Consider the following 21,773-nt stretch of genomic DNA (forward strand, 5'->3'; position numbering starts at 1 on the left):
TTTAAAGTCAGCTGGCGTAAACTGGCGCGCCTCTAACAAAGCAACCGCCAATGCATCACCAAACACCAACATCATCGTGGTCGAGGTCGTAGGCGCCAAATTCATCGGACATGCCTCTGGTGAGTCTGGTAAAATAAAAGCAAATTCTGCATGAAGGGCAAGCGTACTTTTAGGACGTCGCGTCAATGCAATAAGAGGGATTTGATAAAGTCTGGTATATTCAATAAGATCCGCAAGTTCGGCCGTTTCCCCGGAGTTTGACAAGGCAATCACCACATCTTGGGAGGTGATCATCCCCATATCACCATGGCTAGCCTCTGCTGGATGCACAAAAATCGATGGTTGCCCGGTAGAAGCAAAGGTGGCGGCAATTTTGCGGGCGATATGGCCACTTTTCCCCATTCCTGTAACAATAATGCGCCCCCGGGACTTTAAAATAAGGTCGATGACTTCATTAAAGGAATCATTCAATATTTCAGCCATTCTCGCAATAGCTGCTGCTTCTGTCTGCAGCACTTTTCTCGCTGAGCCTTGATAATCTTGCCGTATTGGAAGGTTGAGTACGTTTGTCATTATTACCGTATATCTTAGTGGTGGAAAATGTCGAACTCTTCACCAGACATTAAATCAATCATGGCGCGCGTTGGTAAAAAGTTAAAGCATTTTTTGGCCAAGTCAGTACGTTCTTCCCGCAGTAACCGTTGATCTAAAATAGCTTTCAACTGATGCAAGTAAAGAACATCACTTGCTGCATATTTTAGCTGCTCATCCCGTAAACTCGGCGCGCCCCAATCTGATGTTTGTTCTTGCTTAGAAATATCAACGCCCAATAGCTCTTTACATAACTCCTTTAACCCATGACGATCTGTATAGGTACGGACGAGTTTTGAGGCAATCTTTGTGCAATAAATCGGTTCTGTTAAAACGTTAAAATGCTGATATAACGCTGCCACATCAAATCTGGCAAAGTGAAAAATTTTGGTAACCTCAGGATCGGTTAAAAGTTTTTTAAGATTGGGTGCTGACTCTTTTTCCCCCTTTTGAATTTGAACCAGATGACATACGCCATCGCCAGCGGACAACTGAACCAAGCACAATCGGTCGCGCCCATGCACAAGCCCCATTGTTTCGGTGTCAATTGCAACAAATTTCCCCAACTCCAAGCCATCAGGCAAATCATTATGATGTAAGTATAGAGACTGACTACCACCCGCATGGCTAATTACTGTCGTCATATCTTTGGGTTCCTTTTTCTGCATTCCATCTTAAAAGAAAACATATTAATAACTTTAGCCCAAAAATGTTCATTTTCTAAGCTGATTTTGGCGATCGTCTGTATTAAATCTTGTTGACAGAGCCTAATATGCGCGATTTTTAAAGTACTAGAAGTGTCGTTCAAACATGTGCTATAAATGGCCACTTTTCAAGTAAAACATTCTGCTTTTTGCGTCGTCGATGCAAAAAAATCGCCGCCAATCTCGTAAATCTCTTGCCCCCTAAACTTAGTCATTTAGGTAGCACTCAGCCTAGCCATCTATTTTAATCCAAATGCTGAAAAGAGAGTCTGGTGCCCAAAAGAAGACTCGAACTTCCAAGGGCTTTCGCCCACCAATACCTGAAACTGGCGCGTCTACCAATTCCGCCATTTGGGCACTTTATTTAATTAGAGCTTTTGAAAAAAATTGTCAAGAAATACTGCAATGATCACCAAGCCACAAGAACAGCTCCCTTAAATTCTTTATCAATATAATCTTTGATCTCTTTTGACTGATAAAGGTCAACAAATTCTTTGACATCTTTATCGTCTTTTTTCGCCGTTTGAACGACAATAATATTAGTATAAGGGCTGTCTTCTGATTCTACAGCAAGCGCTGTTTTTGGATCCATGCCTGCCAGCAATATCCAATCCGTATTGATCACAGCTGCGTCCACATCCGGCAAACAGCGTGGCAATTGCGGCGCTTCAAGTTCAATAATCTTAAGTTTTTTTGGATTGTCGGTGATATCAAGCAGGGAGGGCAGTGCCACATCAGGTTTCAACTTTAAAAATCCATTGGCTTCTAACAATTTTAAGGCACGTCCGCCATTGGTTGGGTCATTGGGAATCGCAATCTTAGCGCCCTCTTTCATTTCAGAAAGCCCTTTCAGCTTGTCCGAATAAAGTCCCATCGGCATCAAAACTGTTTTGGCAACTGAAGTGAGTTGATAGCCTTTAAGCTTGCTTTGCTCATCTAAAAACGGTTGATGTTGATAAGAGTTCGCATCAAGTTCACCTTCATTTAAAGCTTCATTAGGTAAAATAAAATCATTAAATTCAACGATTTGAATATCCAGATTCAGACCTTTTTTAGCGGCTTTTTCTTTAACCTGTTGTATGATCATTGCATGGGGTCCCGCCGTCACGCCCACCTTAAAAGCAAAGGCAGAAGATCCAAGTAAGCAAGTCAATAAAACAGCGCTAAAAAAGGGAGAAATCATTTTATTATCCTTTTAATTTTACCAGCAAAAAATGTAAACGGCTAGTTGTCCATCAGTGAGAAAGTTAACTACTTACTCATCCGACGGACAATCCTATTTCCTACAACTTGCACTAGCTGTACCATAGCAATAAGAATAAGCACAATAATCAAAACTAACTGCAAGTCATAACGTTGATAGCCATAGCGGATAGCCAAATCACCAAGCCCACCCCCGCCTACAGCGCCAGCCATTGCTGAAAAACCGATAATATTAACAATCACAGTTGTCACACCTGCCATCAAGCTTGGCATAGCTTCAGACAATAGAATACTCTGGATAATTTGCCAACGACTTGCGCCTGCTGCAAGCCCTACCTCTATCAGCCCCCGTGGCACCTGGCGCATCGCTTCTTCAGCAACTCTGGCAACCAGAAGCAATCCGGCGATGGAAAGCGGCACAATTGCCGCCCAAGTGCCAATCGAGGTTCCAACCAAGAGCCTTGTGAACGGCATTATTAGCACTGTCAGAATGATATAAGGGATGGAACGCACCGCATTCACCATAAAATTTGCCATGTGGCATAAAAAGGCGTGGGGATAAAGCCCTCCTTTTGAGGTCACCACCAACAACAGAGCCAAGGGAACACCCAGGAGAATGGAAAAAAAACTGGAGGCACTCACCATAAGGAGGGTTTCATACAATGAGTTCAGCAATAAATCTAGCATATTGACTCCGGCAAATAACCCAGGATTTCAGCCGCCACTTGATGCACTTTAAAGTGGTCGAGTGTTTGTGCCACCTTGGCAAGCTCATTAGGAATAGAAATTGTGAGGACACCAAGCGATGTTTCTTTCAAATGATCAAGACTTCCGGCCAAAATAGTCACTGGTACATCATATTGGCGAATTAAATTGGCAATCACCGGTTGTCTTGCTGAAGAGCCAGAAAAGACCAACTGAATCAGGACATGACCCGGAAAGGAACCTGGCACCAGACGCTTTAAAATATCATTGGGCAACTGCTTTATAAACAGTCCCCGAACAAGCGTATGAGTCACTTCATGGCGCGGTTGGAGCAGGATCTCTTCTACCTTGCCTTTTTCAACAATTTCGCCTTTTTCCATAACAATTACGTGATCACTGACTTCACGCACCACCGACATATCATGGGTAACCAACACAACCGTCACCCCTAGCTCACGATTTAATTGGCGCAATAAGGATAAAATTTCTAAGCTTGTTTCAGGATCAAGGGCTGAGGTAAACTCATCACATAATAATAATTTGGTATCGGTAATAAGAGCGCGGGCAATCGCTATCCGTTGGCGTTGACCACCGCTTAAACTACTGGGATAGGCAGACATTTTATCGCCAAGACCTACTTTTTCGCTCAAGAAAACTGCTTTTTTTATCGCCTTGTCCTTGGGAATTCCAGACCACTCTGCTGGCAATAAAATATTCTCCAGCACTGTCCGACGGGACAACAAATTAAAGGTTTGAAAAACAGTGCCTATTTCTTTTAAAATTGCCCGACGTTCTTTTTCACTTGCCTGATCAAGATGAGCGGCTCCAATTTGAATGCTTCCAGAGTCAAAGGATTCTAAAGCATTTAAACACCGCAACAAAGTACTTTTGCCCGCGCCACTGCGGCCAATAATACTACAAATTTCCCCTTGATGAACTTCAAAACTTACCTTCTGCAAAACAGGAACTGTTGCGGCAGGGTATGTTTTTGTTAAATTCTGAACAACAACAAACGTTTGATCTGGCATATACATTAATATTATAATTCAATAGATTAAACTTTTGTAATCGGCTTTGGTGATAATTTCAATAAAATTCGTTGAGTAAAAATACTTAACTTCGAAAAGATTTAGTTGAATCTTGCTCCATTTTTCGCCAAAAAAGAGGTACATATTTATTACGGAGCAATCTTAAGAATGTCAAAAAATGGGTTAATGGCCGGAAAGCGCGGCGTCATTATGGGAGTTGCAAATGATCACTCAATCGCTTGGGGGGTTAGCAAAGCTCTTGCAGAACAAGGTGCTCAAATTGCCTTTACTTATCAAAATGAAGCCCTTTTAAAAAGAGTTGAACCATTGGCCCAAGCTCTGGATGCTGAGCTCCTTATTGAATGTGACGTCAGTAAAGACAATGGCATTATGGAAGCCTTTGAGACGGTGGGGAAAACATGGGATTCTATCGATTTCGTGGTTCACGCTATCGCTTTTGCCGACAAAACAGAACTACGTGGTAAATACTTTGAAACCACCCGTGGAAACTTCTCCATGGCCTTAGATATTTCTTGTTTTTCTTTCACAGAAACCTGTAAAGCAGCCCTTCCCTTAATGGAAAAAAGGGGTGGTTCCATTATTACGCTCACCTATTATGGTGCCGAAAAAGTCATCCCTCATTATAATGTGATGGGCGTTGCCAAAGCCGCTCTTGAAGCAAGCGTCCGTTATTTGGCCGCTGATATGGGTGAATACAACATCCGCGTCAACGCGATTTCTGCAGGCCCAGTTAGAACACTTGCTTCGGCTGGAATTGGTGACTTTAGGTACATCTCTCAATGGACAAAAGCGAACTCACCCCTTGCACGCGACACAAGCCTCGAAGATGTAGGGGGTGCGGGTGTGTACCTTCTCAGCAACCTTGCTTCTGGGGTTACGGGTGAAGTTCACCATGTCGATTGCGGTTATCATGTGGTCGGCATGAAAGGACTGAATGTTCCTGATATCTCGACTGTGAAGGGTTAATCTTACCAGATGCCAGGCAATCACCTAGGCAGATCCTTAACATTAACCAGTTGGGGCGAAAGTCATGGCCCCGCCATTGGCGGGGTTATTGATGGCTTACCTCCTGGCATTCCCCTTGACATGAGCCTTATTCAGCAGCAGCTAGATCGACGACGCCCCGGGCAATCATCTTTCGTGACGCCCAGAAATGAACTGGACCATATCCAAGTCTTATCTGGCTTTTTTGGGGGCAAAACGCTGGGTACTCCTCTTGCGTTTATCATCCACAATCAAAATCAAAAATCCTCGGATTATACAGTTCTGAAGGATGTTTTTCGTCCCGGCCACGCTGATTACACTTATCAACAAAAGTATGGCCATGTGGACCACCGGGGTGGCGGCAGAGCTTCTGCCCGAGAAACAGCTATCCGTGTTGTCGCCGGGGCGGTTGCCACGCAGCTTCTTAACCACATGATTGGCCCTACTGTTAAAATATTGGCTGCCTTAGTTCAGTTGGGTCACAAAAAAACTTCCGGACGATGGGTGGAGGAAAGCATCTCCACCAATCCATTTTTTTGCCCAGATCCCTCTGTTGTTGGGGAATGGGGGAATTACCTGACGGAGGTACGCGAAGCTGGAAAATCGGTGGGGGCCCTCATTGAGATCCAGGCGAGTGGCATCCCGGCAGGGTTAGGGGAGCCAGTCTATGATAAATTGGATGCTGACCTTGCTAAGGCCCTCATGAGTATTAATGCTGTTAAAGCTGTTGAAATTGGGGATGGCTTTGGAAGTGCTACTGCCGAAACTGGCTTTGATGAAATGGGACTTTCGCCGGACTCAAAAGTTACTTTTACCAGTAATAAAGCGGGTGGTATTCTGGGGGGCATTTCCACGGGTCAACCCATCGTTTGTCGAATAGCTCTCAAGCCGACAAGCTCAACCAAACAGGTACGCACTACTCTTACAAAAGAGCTTATCCCTACTACCCTTGGCATTCACGGACGACACGATCCTTGCGTTGGCATTCGAGCCGTTCCTATCGCGCAAAGCATGGTTGCCTTTACCCTTGCAGATCATCTGTTGCGTTGGCGCGGACAATGTGGTCCAATAGGGTCATTCGATCGAGACCAAACAATTTAAAGTTACTTTCATGAAAAAAATTATTAAAGTTATTTTAGCATTTTTAGCCTCTGTCGGCTTTTTAACTATCCTTGCCATTGCGGGTATTTATTTTTTAATCAGCTCCTATTTAAACATACCTGAATTGGAACAAGAAGAAGTTAGCCAGACGACCATTCTGGATTTAAAAGTTGGCAGTATTCCTTTTGTAGATGTCAATGCAGATAGCGACATTTTTTCGATGTTGCAAAATATGCGACCTATTTCTTTATACGAAACGGTAACAGCGATTAAGCACGCCGCTAACGATCAGCGGATCAAAGGAATTCTCCTGAGTATCGAAGGATCAAATATCACTCTGGCTGAGGCGCAAGAGCTTCGTGAAGCTCTCAGTTATTTCAAAAAATCTCAGAAAAAAGTCTATGCCTATGCTTATTCGTATGGTGAAGGGGGAGGTGGCACCTCGCCTTATTATCTAGCGACCATCGCCGATGGTATTTTTATGCAACCGCAAGGGATGGTGGAATTAACTGGATATGCCATTGAGTCCTACTTCATGCGAGATTTATTGGATAAATACAAAGTTAAACCTCAGCTTGATCGCCGTGAAAGCTATAAGGGGTTTATCGAACCCTATACTAACAAAGATTTCAGTCCCGAAACGAAAGAAAATCTTACTAACCTTTTAAGTGACATGCTTGGTCAAGTTGAAGAGTCTATTGCAAATAGGCACAACATTAAAGAGGTAGACGCCAAACATCTTGTGAATGCTGCCCCTTATCTTGACACGCAGGCAGTTGATAAAAAGCTCATCACCCAGTTACTGCACAAAGAAGAAGTAAAAGAATTGGTTGAGCAAGAGCTTGAAACCAAACCAACTTTTGCTACGTTGAGAACCTATAAGAAGAGCATTCCTCTCCAAAAAATAAAACATAAATTTGCTTTAGTTTCTGTGGATGGTGAAATTACCTCACCAGTAGTTAATAGCCCTTATGGACAAACTCAAAGTACCCCCTCCCGAATCGCACAGCAACTTAAGAAGGCTGCTGAAGATAATGAGGTCGAAGCAATTATCTTACGCATTAACTCCCCCGGCGGAACAGTCACAGGGGCAGAGACAATCTGGTACGAAGTTGACCGCATTGCCAATAAACTAGGCAAACCCGTGATTGTGTCTATGGGAACATTGGCAGCGTCAGCGGGATATGAAATCGCCGCCCCCGCCACCAAAATTATCGCTAATCCGGGAACGATTACTGGGTCAATCGGGGTGGCAACCGGCAAGTTCGCCATTGGGGAGGCAGCATCGGATTTTGGAATCAACTTACGTCAAATCATGACGGCTAAGCATTCTGGCATGTGGTCTGCCGCTGAAGAGTTCACCTCTGAGGAATGGGCTAAAATTCAGGAAAGTCTTGATCATTATTATGATATATTCTTGAAAAAAGTCTCTGATGGAAGGCACATACCTGTGGAAGCTATCCGCAAAGTCGCCAAAGGCCAGGTGTGGACAGGAAAGCAAGCCAAGGAGTTTGGTCTTGTGGATGAGCTTGGCGGGTTCCTCAAAGCAATTAATGTGGCAAAAGGGCTTGTTAATATTCCAGAAGACTCATTGGTTGAAATTAGGCTTATGAATGAGCCGAGTCTCAGCTGCAGCCTTTTTGCAGGTTTCTTTGAAGGGATGAGCCTGCTTACCTCTGTCAGCAAGAACATCAAAATGATGGTGTCTGAAAATGCTTCAGTCCAGTCAAAGTTAAGCGTTAGTCCGCGCTAATTTTAAGTGGCTATCTCCTCTGATAGCCACCACTTTTCTCTTCCAAATTTTCCTTATTTCATATTAGTATGTATATTTTGGTGGATATTCGTGTTGTTGCCTCACTCGGTGAGAAATGAAACAATGCGATAGTCTTTTCCGACAAGTACCAACAAGCATATATCTATTAAACGGGAGAAAAATATGACCAAACTGTGGTCCCAACTACTTACCATTTTTATTTTCAGCTTGCTGATTTTAAGAGCGGGCAATACAAATGAATTGACACAGCAGAAGGCGTCTTTCTCTCGTCAAAACCGGCAATATCACTCTCAAAAAGAGAATATTTCAAAGACCTTAAAGGATCTCCACGACGAAGCAGAGGGCTATTATGAAAAAGGCTCTGTCTCCTCCTTAGAAAATGTTGATCAGGCAACTCATTTGGCAGGGTATTTCACGGTCATTAATAAGCTTATAACCTTTAATGTTTCTGATAGTATTTCTGAGAAAAAATGGCTTGAAAACTGTATTGCAGCTATGAAACATCTAAAAAGAGCTACAGAAGGTGTCCGACCTGCTTTCTTAAGTACAATTCCTGAATATTACATAAAAAATGATAAGAATAACAATAATATAGCTATATTAAGACGTAGGTTAGACGAGGAAATTACTCATCAAATTTATGTAAGATTAGAAGAGCTATTTCTTCAGAATATTGTTGAACCAAATAGTTTGAATATTGATGACGCATCGGTAGAGACTTTTCTTGAAAAAAATAAGACAGCTTATGAACTCCTCGAAACCGGACATCAAGATAAACTCTGTGACAAATTGAGAAACACATTCTTAAACGAGATGGGATTGTTTTTCTAGTTTTTTATATTTTTAGGTTTTCTCGACTTTGATTTATTTAAATTTGCCTGAAAAAGGTTACCTCTGAAACCACCTTAAAGTAAATCTTAGCCCCCTTCTGCTCTCAACCTCTTGAGCCCAGCCAGGGGGTTGCTCTTTTCTTGTTTATTGTCATCTGACGTCAGGGCTTATCTTCTTTGAAAAAGAGAGAGGGAAATTTGCCAGGCTAAAAAGACAAAATAGACTTATCTAGATAGGGGTTCGACAATCTCAGATACCACGACAGAATCTAATCAGTGATGATTGGTTGGGTAAATTAACTTAAAAGGATTTTTTAAAAGCGATTTGGTGCCCTCGGGGAGACTCGAACTCCCACGTCTGTACAGACAACAGATTTTGAGTCTGCCGCGTCTACCAATTCCGCCACAAGGGCACTTAAACTAAAAAGCATATCTATGGGTATATCGATAAGTCGGCCTAAGGTCAACATAAAAATTATGCTTTTTATAAAATTTTGAGGCATACTATTTTTCATCTTTATTGTAAAAAGAACTTATCCATATTACATAAGTAGAGTAGTGATGAGGGATGATCTCTTGTTAAAGCTCATCCGATAGAGATCCAACGAAAATAAGGAAACAGCATTGGAACAAGTGAATACTCAATTAACACCTCGGTTTTATCAATGGTTTTTGGCTAAAACGCAATCCCCTTATGCCACCTGGTTATTAAACATTGTTTCATTTTTAGAAAGCTCCGTTTTCCCAATTCCCCCGGATATCATGCTGATCCCGATGATCATTGCTGACCGGGCCAAGGCGTGGCTTTTAGCTTTTACCTGTACGGTTTCATCTGTGGTTGGTGGTCTTGTTGGTTATGCAATTGGGTTTTATTTATTTGAGACCATTGGCATGTGGATTATTCAAAAATATTCATTGGAAAGTGCCTTCGCTAACTTCCAAACTTTATTTCAAGAATATGGCTTTTGGATTATCCTCCTTAAAGGCGCAACCCCAATTCCTTATAAACTTGTCGCTATTGCCGGGGGCGCAACTGGTCTTAGCCTGTGGCAGTTTGTCTTAGCCTCCATCATCAGTCGCTCGATTCGCTTCTTTATGCTGGCAACCTGTTTTTATTTCCTAGGCGATAAAGCAAAAGATTTTATTAGCAAAAACCTAACCCTTGTTTTTATTGGATTTTTTGTTACACTATTTTTAGGATTCCTCGCTTTTAAGTTAGTATTCTAATGCTACAAAAAATATTGAGTCGGCAATTTTTTCTTAAAACTATAGAAAGCATTGCCACTCTCGCTCTCCTCACTGCCTTTATTGCTGAATACGCTTTTGGTATCCAGCCTTGCCCTCTTTGCCTTTATGAACGCTATGTCTATGCCGCCCTTATAATTCTGGGTATTATAGATAGTTTCTGGTATCATCCCGCCCTTTTTTACTTGGTCCTGGTTGTCATTCTAGGTGGCATTGGATTGAGTTTCTACCACGTAGGGGTGGAACTTCATTGGTGGCAAGCGCCCAGTTCTTGCGTTGGCATTAGTGGCATTTCTGCGGGGAATTTTGAAGATTTTGAGGCACAGTTCATGCAAAAGCCCGTTGTGCGTTGTGATCAAATCACCTGGGTTATCTTCGACGTTTCAGCCACCATCTGGAATATGCTTTTGTTTTGTGCTATGGGACTTTATGCCTTGATAGTCAAATTTAAATCATGTTAGGTTCGTACTCAAAATACGAGAAGAAATCGATTTCTGACTTCGCATCTTTGGGCTCACTTTTATCTTGGCACTCCTTAAAGAGGGCTACTATTCGCGTCGCGTCAAAATAAAAGTCACCTTAAATCTGCTTGCCATAATCTCGAATTTTCAAGTATTTTGAGTATATGACAACTGATATAAGTTGATTTTTGAGTCATCTCATTCCTTGTGAGAGACAAAAAACCAAATAATGAATGGGAGTAAACAGGTTCCATGTCGCAAGACCTGAACCATTGGCAACAGCAAATTGCAGCGTGCCAATCACTAAAACAGCTGGATGACTTACGCGTTCATCTTATTGGAAAGACGGGTGTTATTACCGGCCTTTTGAAAGGGTTGGGTGCGCTCAGCTTTGAAGAACGCCGGGAAAAAGGCGCTGAAATCAACCAACTCAAAGACAGTGTTCAAGCATTGCTAGAGGTAAAGAAAACTGATCTGGTTGAGTTTGAGTTGCAGCAACGTTTAAAGCACGAAAGTGTTGATGTCACCCTTTCCCCGCGCCCAGAGCACCTGGGTACGATTCACCCTGTCTCCCGAACGATTGATGAGATTGTCGCGTACTTTTCACAGTTTGGCTTTACCGTTGCCACAGGACCGGACATTGAGGATGAAGAGCACAACTTCAACGCCCTCAATATCCCAGCGCATCACCCAGCACGTCAGTCCCACGATACTTTTTATTTGCCAAATCAAGATGGTATTGTGAAGTTGCTGCGCACCCATACATCGCCCGTGCAAATCCGCACAATGAAGAATGAATCATTGCCGCTTCGCATCCTGGCGCCAGGACGCACCTATCGTTGCGACCATGATGCAACGCACACACCGATGTTCCATCAAATTGAAGGTCTTGTGATTGAAAAAAATATTCACATGGGTCATTTAAAAAGCTGCCTGATTGATTTTTGCCGTCACTTTTTTGAGGTCGATAAACTCCCTGTGCGCTTTCGACCAAGCTTTTTCCCCTTCACGGAACCTTCCGCTGAAATGGATATTGGGTGTGATCGTAGCAATGGTACCATGAAAATTGGGGAAGGCCGTGATTGGCTTGAGATTTTAGGGTGCGGCATGGTTCACCCTAATGTGTTAAAAAACTGTGGGATTGACTCCGATGTCTACCAGGGATTTGCCTTTGGAATGGGTGTCGAACGAGTGGCGATGTTGAAATATGGTATTCCTGACATTCGCCTTTTCTATGAATCAGATACACGCTGGTTAAGCCATTACGGTTTTTCCCCCTTCACCGGTTCGTAAGGCAGAGTCTAAAAAAATGAAATTCACATTATCCTGGTTGAAAGACCACCTAGAAACTGATGCATCTTTAGAAGAAATTTGCGTTAAACTTGTTGAACTCGGCCTTGAAGTTGAAGGAGTAGATAACCCTGCAGACAAATTAAAAGGATTTGTTGTCGGTCAGGTCAGCGTCCATGGCAAACATCCAAATGCTGATCGCCTTAGCCTCTGTCAAGTTGATATTGGCAAGAGTGAGTTGGTACAAGTTGTTTGTGGCGCAACGAATGTCCGCCAAGGAATGAAAGTTGTTTTTGCTGGCATCGGTACTGTTATTCCGGTCACGGGAGAGGCTCTGAAAAAGGGTAAAATTCGGGACGTTGAAAGCTTTGGTATGATGTGTTCTGCAGGGGAGTTGCTCCTTGGCGAAGATCGCGATGGTATTATGGACCTGGTGACAGACGCTTTGCCAGGCACCCCTATTATCGACGTATTGAACCTGAATGATTCCGTGATTGATGTCTCCATTACCCCGAATCGCGCCGATTGTTTTGGGGTTCGCGGCATTGCACGTGACCTTGCTGCCTCCGGAATTGGCACGCTGCGCCCCCTTCCTTACAAGCCAGTAGTGGGGACGTTTGATTCTCCCCTTCAAGTGGTGATTGAGAATTCTGAAGCGTGTTCTGATTTTCGTGGTGTCTACATTAAAGGGGTCACCAATGGTCCCAGCCCCGAGTGGGTACAACGCCGACTCGAAGCCATTGGTCTTCGTCCCATCAGCGCCCTTGTTGATGTAACAAATTATCTCAGTTATGATTTGTGTCGCCCGCTCCATGTGTTTGATGCCGCTAAAATTAAAGGAAATCTCACCGTTCGCCTCTCTCAAACGGGCGAAACTTTCAATGCGCTTAATGGCAAAACCTATGAACTCAATGACCAGATGACGGTGATTGCTGCACAGACTAACATTCTTGCCACGGACATTCTCGCCCTGGCTGGTGTTATGGGTGGTGAGGATTCAAGCTGTACCGACACCACAACCGATGTGTTTCTTGAATGTGCGTTGTTTGACCCCATCCGCACGGCTAACACTGGCCGCACGCTTAATCTACCCAGCGATGCACGCACCCGTTTTGAACGCGGTGTTGATCCGGAAAGTCAAGCTTATGGCTTGAGTGCTGCTTTAAATCTCATTCTTGACTGGTGCGGTGGGCAACCCAGCCACGTGGTCAGCGCGTTCCATACTCCGGGCACACTAGTGCCGTGGCAAGCACCGATTATTCGTCTCACCCATGAGAGGTTATTGCGCGTGGGTGGCTGCGATATCTCCATGGATGAGGCGGCGCAGATATTAACAAAGCTTGGTTTTAAGGTAACGCATACGGCGGCGCAACTAGAAGCTAAAGTTCCTTCACACCGGATGGATGTCACCAATTCAATGGATCTGATTGAAGAAATTTTGCGCCTTTACGGCTACGACAATATTCCTGAAGTCCCCTTGCCCCAGGTAGACGTTACCGTTTTACCAAAAACCAAAGCTGATGTTAGCCGTCGGATTTTAGCCGCGCGGGGATTTTTTGAAACTGTCAGCTGGTCCTTCTTAAGTGAAGATAGAGCCGCCTTATTTGGTGACATTGAGCCAGGCCTCAAACTCACAAATCCAATTAGCCAAGATCTTGCCATCATGCGGCCGACGGCCCTTGCTAATCATATTGACGCTGTAGTACGTAATGCTAATCGGGGCTTAGAAAATGTTAAACTCTTCGAAGTTGGACCCCATTATACCTTGAAGCAACAGCAGTTGGTCGCGTCCGGTATACGCAGCGGCAAAAGCCACGCCCGTCATTGGTTAGAAGCCCCCCGCTCCGTCGATGTTTATGATGCTAAAGCCGATGTTCAGGCCATTCTCACAACCCTTGGAGTTAGTGATTCTGCCTACCAAATAGAGGCATCTGCTCCAAAATATTACCATCCTGGCCGCAGCGGCTCCGTGAAGCAAGGCAATAAGACGCTTGCCTACTTTGGGGAAATTCACCCTAAGACGTTAGCCGCTTTTGAGACGGACATCCCCATGGTGGCGTTTGAAATTTTCTTGGATAACATTCATCAACCAAAGGCGAAGAAAACGAGCCTTAATTTGTCACCCTATCAAAGTGTAACGCGTGACTTTGCTTTTGTAGTAGCGTCAGATGTCAAAGCTGATGCGATCGTGCGCACCATCCAAAAGGTCGATAGACCTCTTATTTCCAGCGTACAGATTTTTGACGTCTATACGGGCGATAAAATTGGTGATAACCTAAAATCTATCGCGGTTGAAGTTAAATTAGAACCAACAAAAGCAACCCTTACGGAGGCTGAAATCAATGATCTCAGCGACCGCATTATTAACGCTGTTGCCAAAGCAACTGGCGCAAGTTTGAGACAGTAGCTCCAATGAACAAACACGACTTAAAAAAAATTAGAAACTTTGCGATTATTGCCCATATCGATCATGGTAAATCTACTATGGCTGACCGCTTGATCGAATTTTGTGGAGCCATTGAATCACGGGATATGAAAGAACAAATCCTCGATTCCATGGATATTGAACGCGAACGCGGCATCACCATTAAAGCACAAACAGTCCGGCTCCACTATAAAGCTAAAGATGGCGAGACCTATCATCTTAACTTGATGGATACACCCGGCCACGTAGACTTTGCCTATGAAGTAAGCCGGTCCCTTGCGGCATGTGAAGGGTCATTGTTGATTGTAGATGCTAGCCAAGGGGTTGAAGCACAAACGCTGGCTAACGTCTATCAAGCAATTGACAACAATCACGAAATTATTCCAGTCTTAAATAAAATTGACTTGCCAGCGGCTGAACCCGAACGTGTCCGTGCCCAAATCGAAGAAGTGATTGGCCTGGATGCAAGCGATGCGGTTTTAGCCTCCGCCAAGTCGGGAATTGGCATCCAAGATGTGCTGGAAGCCATCGTCACACGTCTGCCGTCTCCAAATGGTGACGAGGCAGCCCCGCTTCAGGCGATGCTTGTTGACAGCTGGTACGATCCGTACTTGGGTGTGATGATTTTGGTCCGCGTTAAAAACGGGGTGCTGAGTAAAGGTTCAAAGATTCGCATGATGTCCAACAAGGCTACTTATGAGGTGGAACGAGTTGGATATTTCACACCCAAACAGGTAATGGTTGACAAGCTTTATCCGGGTGAAATGGGTTTTATCACCGCAAGTATCAAGCATGTCGCTGACTGTAACGTTGGTGATACGATCACTGAAGAACGCCGTCCAGCAACTGAACCGTTGGCTGGGTTTAAGCCTTCGATTCCTGTTGTTTTTTGCGGCCTGTTCCCCGTGGACGCAGCTGACTTTGAACGGCTTCGTGAGTGTTTAGGTAAGCTTCGCTTGAACGATGCGAGCTTCCACTACGAGGCAGAAAGTTCTGCAGCTCTTGGTTATGGGTTCCGCTGTGGTTTCTTAGGATTGCTGCACCTGGAAATTATTCAAGAACGTTTAGAACGTGAGTTTGATCTTGATCTGATTACAACGGCGCCGAGCGTTGTCTATAAAATGCACATGACCAACGGCACAATTATGGAGATGCACAATCCAGCTGACATGCCGGATGTCGTCAAAATTGATTTTATTGAAGAGCCGTGGATCAAAGCTACCATTATGGTGCCCGATGAATATTTGGGATCCATACTGACTCTCTGTTCGGAACGCCGCGGTGTACAGATTGATTTGACCTATGCAGGCAACCGTGCCATGGCGGTTTATCGTCTGCCGCTCAACGAAGTCGTCTTTGACTTTTACGATCGCCTGAAATCCATCAGCCGTGGCTATGCGTCCTTTGATTATGTGATGGATGGGTATGAAGAAAGTGATATTGTGAAGGTGGCAATTCTTGTGAATGGCGAGCCAGTAGATGCCCTTTCATTGATGGTTCACCATGGCAGAGCCGAATCCCGAGGCCGAATGATTTGTGAGCGCTTGAAAAATCTCATTCCAAGGCAATTGTTTAAAATTGCTATTCAAGCCGCCATTGGTGGCAAAGTAATTGCCCGAGAAACCGTTTCAGCCATGCGCAAAGACGTCACTGCTAAATGTTATGGTGGCGACATCAGCCGTAAACGCAAACTTCTCGATAAGCAAAAAGAAGGTAAGAAAAAAATGCGCCAATACGGGAATGTTGAAATCCCACAAAGCGCCTTTATTGCCGCCCTCAAAATGGGTGATAATAAATAGAGTTATTTTGATAACTTATCCTTGCAAGAACAATACGAACTATAGCAATTTTCTGAGTTATTCCCCTCCTGGGTTATTCCCCAGGAAATTGCCCCTTTAAAAATCGTTATCCCTGCGCAGAGGGGAACAATAAAAAACTATTCAAATAATGGCCGAGCTCGTCCTTGGGATTCGCTTTTACCCAGGCTTTTGCAACAGCAATCTGGTCAACAGTGTTATTCTCCACAACACTCTTCCGCAAGTACACTGATATAGCCAATCTAGTATAGAAGATTGGCTATATTTTTATCATTTTTTCTCCTCATGGTTAGTTTTTTTAAATAATAACAAAGGCTTTTTTTCATAAACTTCTCTTTTTTAACAAAAATTAATACTTTCCCCCTATACTTTAAAAAGTTTGATCCTCATCGATCTTCCATTGGAGAAGCCCCCATGCCATCCATTATTTTGAACGCTTTAGTTATCTTGCTAACCATTTCCTCTACATTTGCTGCAGAAAAACCAGAACATGATATTCTTTCTGACAACCCACATACTATTATCAAAATACCAAGTGAGCATAGCGGTGCAGTTGTGCTTAAGCTATCTCCGCCTACCACCACGCCCCGAGATTATAGCGACACTTTGGAAGCTCAGTCGCAGCATAACAACGATGGAATTTTGGACAGCAATAAATCAGGGCTCGATCACATCATCATCGACACGCCAGATGAAGACAACCATCCTTCTGTATTTGATGAGTACTCTTCCGAAACAACACCACGGGGTATCAAAGCAGAAAGACTCCAATCCAGCAACAAAGCTACTGACAATGAGGAAAAAGACCTCGAAAATGGTGGCATTCTGCCGATTAACAATATGGATGATGTTGAAAATGCTGGTTGTGGTATTTGTTGCCTGAGAACCGGGCGAAGCTTAGGGAGCATCACAGCAGGTGTGAGTGGGTTCACTAAAGGGATCGGTAGTGCTTGTCGAACAGGGCTTGTGTCTCTTTCTACTTTGGGTGAGTATTCCCCAGAGGCAAAAAAATGGCTTGGTATCACATCAACTATCGTCAGCGTAATAACGATTATCTCTGGGCAATTGGCCGATATCGCGTCCGATTGGGCGGTTGAAAACCAAAAAGCACTAAAGCAAATTGAAGAACGAATTGCCGAAATTATAGCTCAAAGTCAAACCGCGTCCGCCTCCCCTAATCTTAAGGGAATACGCCATAAACTATCACCAAACATTCAAAAAGAATATGAGAACTTACAAGCTCGCTATGAGCATTTAACCAGTCTTACTAGTTTAGAAAGCTGGTATTTTTCATTCTCAAAATGCTGTTTACCTAACACCTATATTGTGAGTAAAATTTTGGAATTGCTTTTTAGCGTTGGAAACCTTGTTATGATTCCTATTTCGACAATCCCTACGTGGGATCCAACAACAGCGCTGGCTTTAAATATTTGCGTTATTTCTCTGGAAGCTTTAAGTTATATATTTCAGGGAATAGCTGAGCAATCACCAACGCTCAATAAATCAATTATAAACTTGAAGAATGAGCTAGATAAGTATAGCTAGTTTGCTCTTCTATAGTCATCATGCTGTTCGCCCACAGGCCACAGTTATCCTTAGCCAGCGCCGGAGGAATGATTTGTTCTATTGTCGCGTACTGAGATTAAATTTACTATAACTCTCGTCCAAATAACTTTTCCTCTACTTTCTCAACCTCCACCCCATAAATCTGAATTATTTTCCGAGTATTGGTGAGTCCCATCTTGATATGAATATTACTTTTGGGGATATGAAGCTTTTTACTCAGCAGGACGATTAAAGCAAGATTTGCCTTATTGTTTTCAGGAATGGCAGTGACTGAGATTTTTAATACACTCGTCCCATCCGCCTCTGCCATCATCCCTATTATTGCATTTTTGGAGGCTTTAGGAGTGAGTTTGACAAATAGCTCAACAAAACCATCTACTTGACGCCAAGGCTGATCCATGAAAAAATTGCTTTCGTGAAAAAATAGAAATCAACTTCACCCTACCATAAAAATATTAACAACACTCACAAAAACAGCTTTGACATTTACGCCAAAGCTGGGTATGTTATAGGTGCAATTGGGGCGGAGTAGCTCAGTTGGTTAGAGCAGCGGAATCATAATCCGCGTGTCGGGGGTTCAAGTCCCTTCTCCGCTACCATTCATTATTTTCCAAAAATCTTTCTTCCCCAGTGCTTATTTTTAACTTTAATATTTCTCGCGCCTTAAAACCGGGAATGGTTTTGAATTAAAGATAGTTTGATCATTGCTCGGTCAATGAGTGATTCTCCAACAAACGATAGAGGCTGTTTAGAAAATCAACTGAAACAAGTAAACCAGACCAACATTACAGAGCTTATGGCTGTTGCAGGGTATAATGGAGAGAAACCAAAGTTTCTGCTCCATAATATTGTAAGACTATCGGTGTTATCCTTAACTCTCTTCTAATCACTTCTATAAAAAACTTACAGTTATAGAGGGAGTGGTGGTACCGTAGAACCTCTATTAATCTTCTTCTGGGTAGAATGGAGTAGCCCATCCCTGCATTGCCGCTTCTTCTATCTCGGTATGAATAGTGTGGGGTAATTCATAGAGATATTGAGAAGCGTTATAAATACCATTACTCGTCAACTTGCTCGTTGTCCAAGCAATATTTCCTGTAGTAAGTGCATATTTACCAACAAGATAGCTTGTCGTTGATTTTGTATCTAATTTTTTAGTATAGAAATCTGGGGTAATCTCGGCTGAATTACCAAACTCTTTTGATCCTCTTTCAAAAATGCTCTTAGTAATCTCTTTCCCTATAACATTCCCTAATTTTGTTATGTGATGGGGCGTAAGGCTATCATAAGCCTCCTGGTAAGCTGCATTGGCTAATTTGCCGATATAGTCAGCACTTTCACGGGAAATTTGAATAGCCTTTTCACCAAGCCAGACCACATTATCTTTCACAACAATGGAAGCCTTATAAGTATTATTGGCAAGACTACCAACCATATTATAAGCACTACTTGCCACAACAGACGCAGCGTTATAAGTACTCTTTGCTACCGTTGTCGCCCCATTTGAAATTGGGTTAACAAAGTACGTTCGAAAGAAACCAGTGGCCGGTTGTTCTATAACTTGTACTTCTTCGCGAGTTTCCGGCAAATCTGTTCCTTGAGGGGATGAAGTTTGTTGTAATTCGAGCGCAAATTGACGCTTCAGGTCTGCCATTTCCTGGTCGATTTTTTGCGTTTCTGTTGCTTCTTGTTCTGCTTGCAACCTTAAAGTTTCCTGAACAGTGAATTCCGACTCAGCCAGTTCTTTTGACGCCAATTGGTTTGCTGCTTCTTTTTCAACTCTTTCATTTTCAAGACGTAATCGTATCACTTCTTTTTCGGCAGTCAAGATTTGTTGATAGTCAACCTCCGACATCAGACTCAATTGCTTCATTTCTACCAGAATTGGAATTGTGAGAATACTCTGAGCAAGGGTAGTTCCTCTGCCTGCAATAAAGCGATCGGCAATTTCATTCGTTACATAGGTTCCCATCACACGACCTGTAATCTTACCTAAAAGGCCACCGACTTCGCTTCCAAGGTAATGAAGAACCCCTGTTTGCTCTTGCATTTTTGCTTTTGCAGCTTTACTAAACTCACTTTTGAGCTCGGCCAGCGGATAGTTTGCCAAAATATGCTGAGACGTCGTATTATGAAGGTCATATCCCGTCCCTGTGGTTATCAGGTCAAACAAAGGCAGGATGATATTATTATAGTCTGACGTATAAGAGCTTTCTTCAATAACCCCCCTAACGGTTGACTTTAACTTTGAGGCGAAGAGTTGGGATAGCTGTTGGGATAGCTGTTGAGTAATAGCTGGGACTATCAGATTGATGATTTCATCATTTTTTTAATCTCAAGGCCTGCATCTCCTTCTTCTGGAGAAGAAAATATTTTCTTAAAGGCTAACTCAACCAACTTAGCTGTTTTATTTTCAACTTGATGTTGCAGATGATCAAAAAGTGTATGAACCAATAAACCATCAAGAATTGCAATGGCATTAAGCGCTTTTAGGGGAAGACTAGCCGTATCCACTGGCCCTGTTACTGTATCGATTAGCTGTTGCACTGCCATATTGACGAGTTGTTTAGTGGCAACCTCACCTGTTTTCTTGCCCATCTTTTCAAAAAATAAGGCAATCCCATCGGTTCCGTTAGTGACCAGTAAATTATGCAAGATATTTTCAAAGTTTCGACAAGTTGTGTTAACAACTTCCTCAACAACACCATAAGCAAGGCTATTGATCAAAATAGATTGGGTGGTAAGAGTTTCGACATCACTGCTTACTTCCAGCAAACTCATTTCTTGTTTGGGTATAAACGGTGAGTTAGTTTCAGGCTCAACAGCGGTTTTCTCCATTGCATTCAGGGTGGTGGAGAAAAGCAGGAAAGCAGAAAAGGTAGCCAGAAGGTTAGCTTTTTTCATGGTCATTTTTATAATTATCGCAAATTAATTGTTTACTGTTTCAGAGATAAGAATTACCATTTTTTTTTCAAGCTAATTCTACTTGCAAACAAAATTTTAAATGCGATAAATTACTCCGACTTATTTTTTTTGACGATATGAATCTGTGGTTAAGCATTTTCAGATTGCTGGAGCATAGCCCTATTTACAAGAGCTAGTGTTTTGAGGCATACCTTATTAAGATAAATTTTACCCGAGGATAAACCGTGGAACACCTTTACCTTTATGCCATTGCCTACCTTTTGGGATCAATTCCTTTTGGCTTACTCTTTGTTAAAATGGCAGGAAAAGGTGATATTCGTAATCTCGGTTCTGGCAATATCGGCACAACGAACGTTCTGAGGACTGGGTCTAAATCATTAGCTGCAGCAACTCTTATCGCTGATGCCTTAAAAGGTGCGGTCCCCGTGGTCATCGCTAAATATTTGGTCGCTGATGAAACAATTCAGTGCTTGGTAGGGGGCGCTGCCATTCTTGGACATATTTTCCCCGTCTGGTTAAAGTTTAAAGGCGGCAAAGGGGTGGCCACAACCCTTGGCGTTTATCTTACCCTTTGCCCAATCGTTGGCTTGCTTACACTCTTCACCTGGATTATTGCCGCAAAAGTAGCGCGAATTTCGTCCCTTTCCGCCTTGATCGCTTTATTTATGGCAGCAATTTATGCAGTTTTCCTGGTTGGCAGAACCGATATTGTTGTCTTTACAATGGCTATCTATTTCCTAATGGCCTGGACTCACCGCGCCAACATAAAAAGGCTTCTATCTGGCCAAGAAAGAAAGTTTTGAGGAATTACAATTATATTATAGTACGCCCAGTATGAGAGCTTAAAAAGGGTATTTTCTGCTTTTACTCTCGTCTACTAAAACAGAAGCGAAAGAAGTTGTCTATTTTTTGAAGGATTTATCGTGGAAAAGAATCTAAATTGAATTTTTGAAACGTGGGGCGAGAAACCGGGATCGAACCGGCGGCCTCAAGTGCCACAAACTTGCGCTCTAACCAACTGAGCTATTCCCGCCACATCTAGTACATCTAATATCTACCGATTCTATTCCCTAAGGTCAAGCAATTTTCAACGGCTGTAAGTA

At 43.1% G+C, this 21,773-nt stretch carries 21 protein-coding genes and 4 tRNA genes; 13 read left to right on the forward strand and 12 right to left on the reverse strand.

The features are described from left to right. From IG80_RS12285 to IG80_RS0102085, 6 genes are all read right to left on the reverse strand, one after another. On the reverse strand, positions 1-573 hold a 573-nt coding region (locus IG80_RS12285), incomplete at its 3' end, for a KpsF/GutQ family sugar-phosphate isomerase (RefSeq protein ID WP_156962098.1). A 14-nt stretch (positions 574-587) separates the two neighbouring features. After that, positions 588-1,235, reverse strand: coding sequence for a ribonuclease D (locus IG80_RS0102065; RefSeq protein ID WP_052046227.1), 648 nt, complete (start codon positions 1,233-1,235; stop codon positions 588-590). 330 nt (positions 1,236-1,565) lie between these two features. Beyond that, positions 1,566-1,652, reverse strand: a tRNA-Leu gene (locus tag IG80_RS0102070). A 52-nt stretch (positions 1,653-1,704) separates the two neighbouring features. Further along, the gene (locus IG80_RS0102075) at positions 1,705-2,478 is read right to left on the reverse strand and encodes a MetQ/NlpA family ABC transporter substrate-binding protein (RefSeq protein ID WP_032112379.1); all 774 of its coding nucleotides are present in this window, start codon (positions 2,476-2,478) and stop codon (positions 1,705-1,707) included. A 68-nt stretch (positions 2,479-2,546) separates the two neighbouring features. Then, positions 2,547-3,185 (reverse strand): methionine ABC transporter permease, encoded by a 639-nt coding sequence (locus IG80_RS0102080; protein ID WP_032112380.1) that lies wholly within the window; start codon positions 3,183-3,185, stop codon positions 2,547-2,549. Beyond that, positions 3,179-4,237, reverse strand: coding sequence for a methionine ABC transporter ATP-binding protein (locus IG80_RS0102085; protein ID WP_084756058.1), 1,059 nt, complete (start codon positions 4,235-4,237; stop codon positions 3,179-3,181). The genes IG80_RS0102080 and IG80_RS0102085 overlap by 7 nt, the downstream gene beginning before the upstream one ends. Positions 4,238-4,399: 162 nt before the next feature. On the opposite strand from IG80_RS0102085, the gene IG80_RS0102090 reads away from it, so the two are divergent. The 4 genes from IG80_RS0102090 (at position 4,400) to IG80_RS0102105 (ending at position 8,942) form a co-directional block, all read left to right on the forward strand. Beyond that, positions 4,400-5,218: an enoyl-ACP reductase FabI gene (locus tag IG80_RS0102090; RefSeq protein ID WP_032113274.1), complete on the forward strand. Its 819-nt coding sequence runs from the start codon at positions 4,400-4,402 to the stop codon at positions 5,216-5,218. A gap of 9 nt (positions 5,219-5,227) precedes the next feature. Further along, complete coding sequence (aroC, locus tag IG80_RS0102095) at positions 5,228-6,337, forward strand: chorismate synthase (protein ID WP_032112382.1); 1,110 nt, start codon at positions 5,228-5,230, stop codon at positions 6,335-6,337. 10 nt (positions 6,338-6,347) lie between these two features. Continuing rightward, complete coding sequence (gene sppA / locus IG80_RS0102100; protein ID WP_032112383.1) at positions 6,348-8,090, forward strand: signal peptide peptidase SppA; 1,743 nt, start codon at positions 6,348-6,350, stop codon at positions 8,088-8,090. A gap of 183 nt (positions 8,091-8,273) precedes the next feature. Continuing rightward, on the forward strand, positions 8,274-8,942 hold the full coding sequence (locus IG80_RS0102105; protein WP_032112384.1) for a hypothetical protein: 669 nt from the start codon (positions 8,274-8,276) through the stop codon (positions 8,940-8,942). Between the two features lie 325 nt (positions 8,943-9,267). Here IG80_RS0102105 and IG80_RS0102110 read toward each other — a convergent pair. Continuing rightward, positions 9,268-9,354, reverse strand: a tRNA-Leu gene (locus IG80_RS0102110). 220 nt (positions 9,355-9,574) lie between these two features. On the opposite strand from IG80_RS0102110, the gene IG80_RS0102115 reads away from it, so the two are divergent. The 5 genes from IG80_RS0102115 (at position 9,575) to lepA (ending at position 16,161) form a co-directional block, all read left to right on the forward strand. Then, complete coding sequence (locus tag IG80_RS0102115; protein ID WP_032113275.1) at positions 9,575-10,168, forward strand: YqaA family protein; 594 nt, start codon at positions 9,575-9,577, stop codon at positions 10,166-10,168. Between the two features lie 14 nt (positions 10,169-10,182). After that, the gene (locus tag IG80_RS0102120; protein ID WP_198027091.1) at positions 10,183-10,647 is read left to right on the forward strand and encodes a disulfide bond formation protein B; all 465 of its coding nucleotides are present in this window, start codon (positions 10,183-10,185) and stop codon (positions 10,645-10,647) included. A gap of 252 nt (positions 10,648-10,899) precedes the next feature. Then, positions 10,900-11,940 (forward strand): phenylalanine--tRNA ligase subunit alpha, encoded by a 1,041-nt coding sequence (pheS, locus tag IG80_RS0102125; RefSeq protein WP_032112386.1) that lies wholly within the window; start codon positions 10,900-10,902, stop codon positions 11,938-11,940. A 16-nt stretch (positions 11,941-11,956) separates the two neighbouring features. After that, positions 11,957-14,344: a phenylalanine--tRNA ligase subunit beta gene (gene pheT / locus IG80_RS0102130; RefSeq protein ID WP_032112387.1), complete on the forward strand. Its 2,388-nt coding sequence runs from the start codon at positions 11,957-11,959 to the stop codon at positions 14,342-14,344. Between the two features lie 5 nt (positions 14,345-14,349). Beyond that, positions 14,350-16,161, forward strand: a complete 1,812-nt coding sequence (lepA, locus tag IG80_RS0102135; protein WP_032112388.1) for a translation elongation factor 4 — start codon at positions 14,350-14,352, stop codon at positions 16,159-16,161. 106 nt (positions 16,162-16,267) lie between these two features. Here lepA and IG80_RS15495 read toward each other — a convergent pair whose 3' ends face one another. Next, positions 16,268-16,420: a hypothetical protein gene (locus IG80_RS15495; protein ID WP_198027093.1), complete on the reverse strand. Its 153-nt coding sequence runs from the start codon at positions 16,418-16,420 to the stop codon at positions 16,268-16,270. 173 nt (positions 16,421-16,593) lie between these two features. On the opposite strand from IG80_RS15495, the gene IG80_RS0102140 reads away from it, so the two are divergent. Further along, positions 16,594-17,724 carry a hypothetical protein gene (locus tag IG80_RS0102140; protein ID WP_032112389.1) on the forward strand — a complete coding sequence of 377 codons (1,131 nt, stop codon included), beginning with the start codon at positions 16,594-16,596 and terminating at the stop codon, positions 17,722-17,724. 106 nt (positions 17,725-17,830) lie between these two features. Here IG80_RS0102140 and IG80_RS0102145 read toward each other — a convergent pair whose 3' ends face one another. Next, positions 17,831-18,145: a DUF167 domain-containing protein gene (locus IG80_RS0102145; protein ID WP_032112390.1), complete on the reverse strand. Its 315-nt coding sequence runs from the start codon at positions 18,143-18,145 to the stop codon at positions 17,831-17,833. A 122-nt stretch (positions 18,146-18,267) separates the two neighbouring features. On the opposite strand from IG80_RS0102145, the gene IG80_RS0102150 reads away from it, so the two are divergent. Beyond that, positions 18,268-18,344 (forward strand) — tRNA-Met (locus IG80_RS0102150). Between the two features lie 116 nt (positions 18,345-18,460). Further along, complete coding sequence (locus IG80_RS15500) at positions 18,461-18,631, forward strand: hypothetical protein (protein ID WP_198027095.1); 171 nt, start codon at positions 18,461-18,463, stop codon at positions 18,629-18,631. Between the two features lie 57 nt (positions 18,632-18,688). Here the strand turns inward: IG80_RS15500 and IG80_RS0102155 are convergent, their stop codons facing one another. Together IG80_RS0102155 and IG80_RS0102160 are read right to left on the reverse strand one after the other, a co-directional pair. Beyond that, positions 18,689-19,918, reverse strand: coding sequence for a hypothetical protein (locus IG80_RS0102155; protein WP_032112391.1), 1,230 nt, complete (start codon positions 19,916-19,918; stop codon positions 18,689-18,691). A 131-nt stretch (positions 19,919-20,049) separates the two neighbouring features. Continuing rightward, positions 20,050-20,649 (reverse strand): hypothetical protein, encoded by a 600-nt coding sequence (locus IG80_RS0102160; RefSeq protein WP_032112392.1) that lies wholly within the window; start codon positions 20,647-20,649, stop codon positions 20,050-20,052. A gap of 245 nt (positions 20,650-20,894) precedes the next feature. On the opposite strand from IG80_RS0102160, the gene plsY reads away from it, so the two are divergent. Then, positions 20,895-21,473 carry a glycerol-3-phosphate 1-O-acyltransferase PlsY gene (gene plsY, locus IG80_RS0102165; protein ID WP_032112393.1) on the forward strand — a complete coding sequence of 193 codons (579 nt, stop codon included), beginning with the start codon at positions 20,895-20,897 and terminating at the stop codon, positions 21,471-21,473. 153 nt (positions 21,474-21,626) lie between these two features. Here plsY and IG80_RS0102170 read toward each other — a convergent pair. After that, a tRNA-His gene (locus IG80_RS0102170) sits at positions 21,627-21,703 on the reverse strand. Positions 21,704-21,773: the final 70 nt, after the last annotated feature.

The sequence above is a fragment of the Candidatus Paracaedibacter symbiosus genome, from assembly GCF_000757605.1.
In the GTDB taxonomy this organism is placed as follows: domain Bacteria; phylum Pseudomonadota; class Alphaproteobacteria; order Paracaedibacterales; family Paracaedibacteraceae; genus Paracaedibacter_A; species Paracaedibacter_A symbiosus.

Excerpts from the sequence above, each read along its gene's own strand:
- IG80_RS0102105 (WP_032112384.1), top strand. The coding sequence starts at position 8,274 with ATGACCAAACTGTGGTCCCAACTACTTACCATTTTTATTTTCAGCTTG.
- aroC (WP_032112382.1), top strand. The coding sequence starts at position 5,228 with ATGCCAGGCAATCACCTAGGCAGATCCTTAACATTAACCAGTTGGGGC.
- pheS (WP_032112386.1), top strand. The coding sequence starts at position 10,900 with ATGTCGCAAGACCTGAACCATTGGCAACAGCAAATTGCAGCGTGCCAA.
- IG80_RS0102160 (WP_032112392.1), bottom strand. The coding sequence starts at position 20,649 with ATGAAAAAAGCTAACCTTCTGGCTACCTTTTCTGCTTTCCTGCTTTTC.
- IG80_RS0102075 (WP_032112379.1), bottom strand. The coding sequence starts at position 2,478 with ATGATTTCTCCCTTTTTTAGCGCTGTTTTATTGACTTGCTTACTTGGA.
- sppA (WP_032112383.1), top strand. The coding sequence starts at position 6,348 with ATGAAAAAAATTATTAAAGTTATTTTAGCATTTTTAGCCTCTGTCGGC.
- IG80_RS15500 (WP_198027095.1), top strand. The coding sequence starts at position 18,461 with ATGAGTGATTCTCCAACAAACGATAGAGGCTGTTTAGAAAATCAACTG.
- IG80_RS0102145 (WP_032112390.1), bottom strand. The coding sequence starts at position 18,145 with ATGGATCAGCCTTGGCGTCAAGTAGATGGTTTTGTTGAGCTATTTGTC.
- IG80_RS0102065 (WP_052046227.1), bottom strand. The coding sequence starts at position 1,235 with ATGACGACAGTAATTAGCCATGCGGGTGGTAGTCAGTCTCTATACTTA.
- IG80_RS0102090 (WP_032113274.1), top strand. The coding sequence starts at position 4,400 with ATGTCAAAAAATGGGTTAATGGCCGGAAAGCGCGGCGTCATTATGGGA.
- IG80_RS0102085 (WP_084756058.1), bottom strand. The coding sequence starts at position 4,237 with ATGTATATGCCAGATCAAACGTTTGTTGTTGTTCAGAATTTAACAAAA.
- lepA (WP_032112388.1), top strand. The coding sequence starts at position 14,350 with ATGAACAAACACGACTTAAAAAAAATTAGAAACTTTGCGATTATTGCC.
- IG80_RS0102140 (WP_032112389.1), top strand. The coding sequence starts at position 16,594 with ATGCCATCCATTATTTTGAACGCTTTAGTTATCTTGCTAACCATTTCC.
- IG80_RS0102080 (WP_032112380.1), bottom strand. The coding sequence starts at position 3,185 with ATGCTAGATTTATTGCTGAACTCATTGTATGAAACCCTCCTTATGGTG.
- pheT (WP_032112387.1), top strand. The coding sequence starts at position 11,957 with ATGAAATTCACATTATCCTGGTTGAAAGACCACCTAGAAACTGATGCA.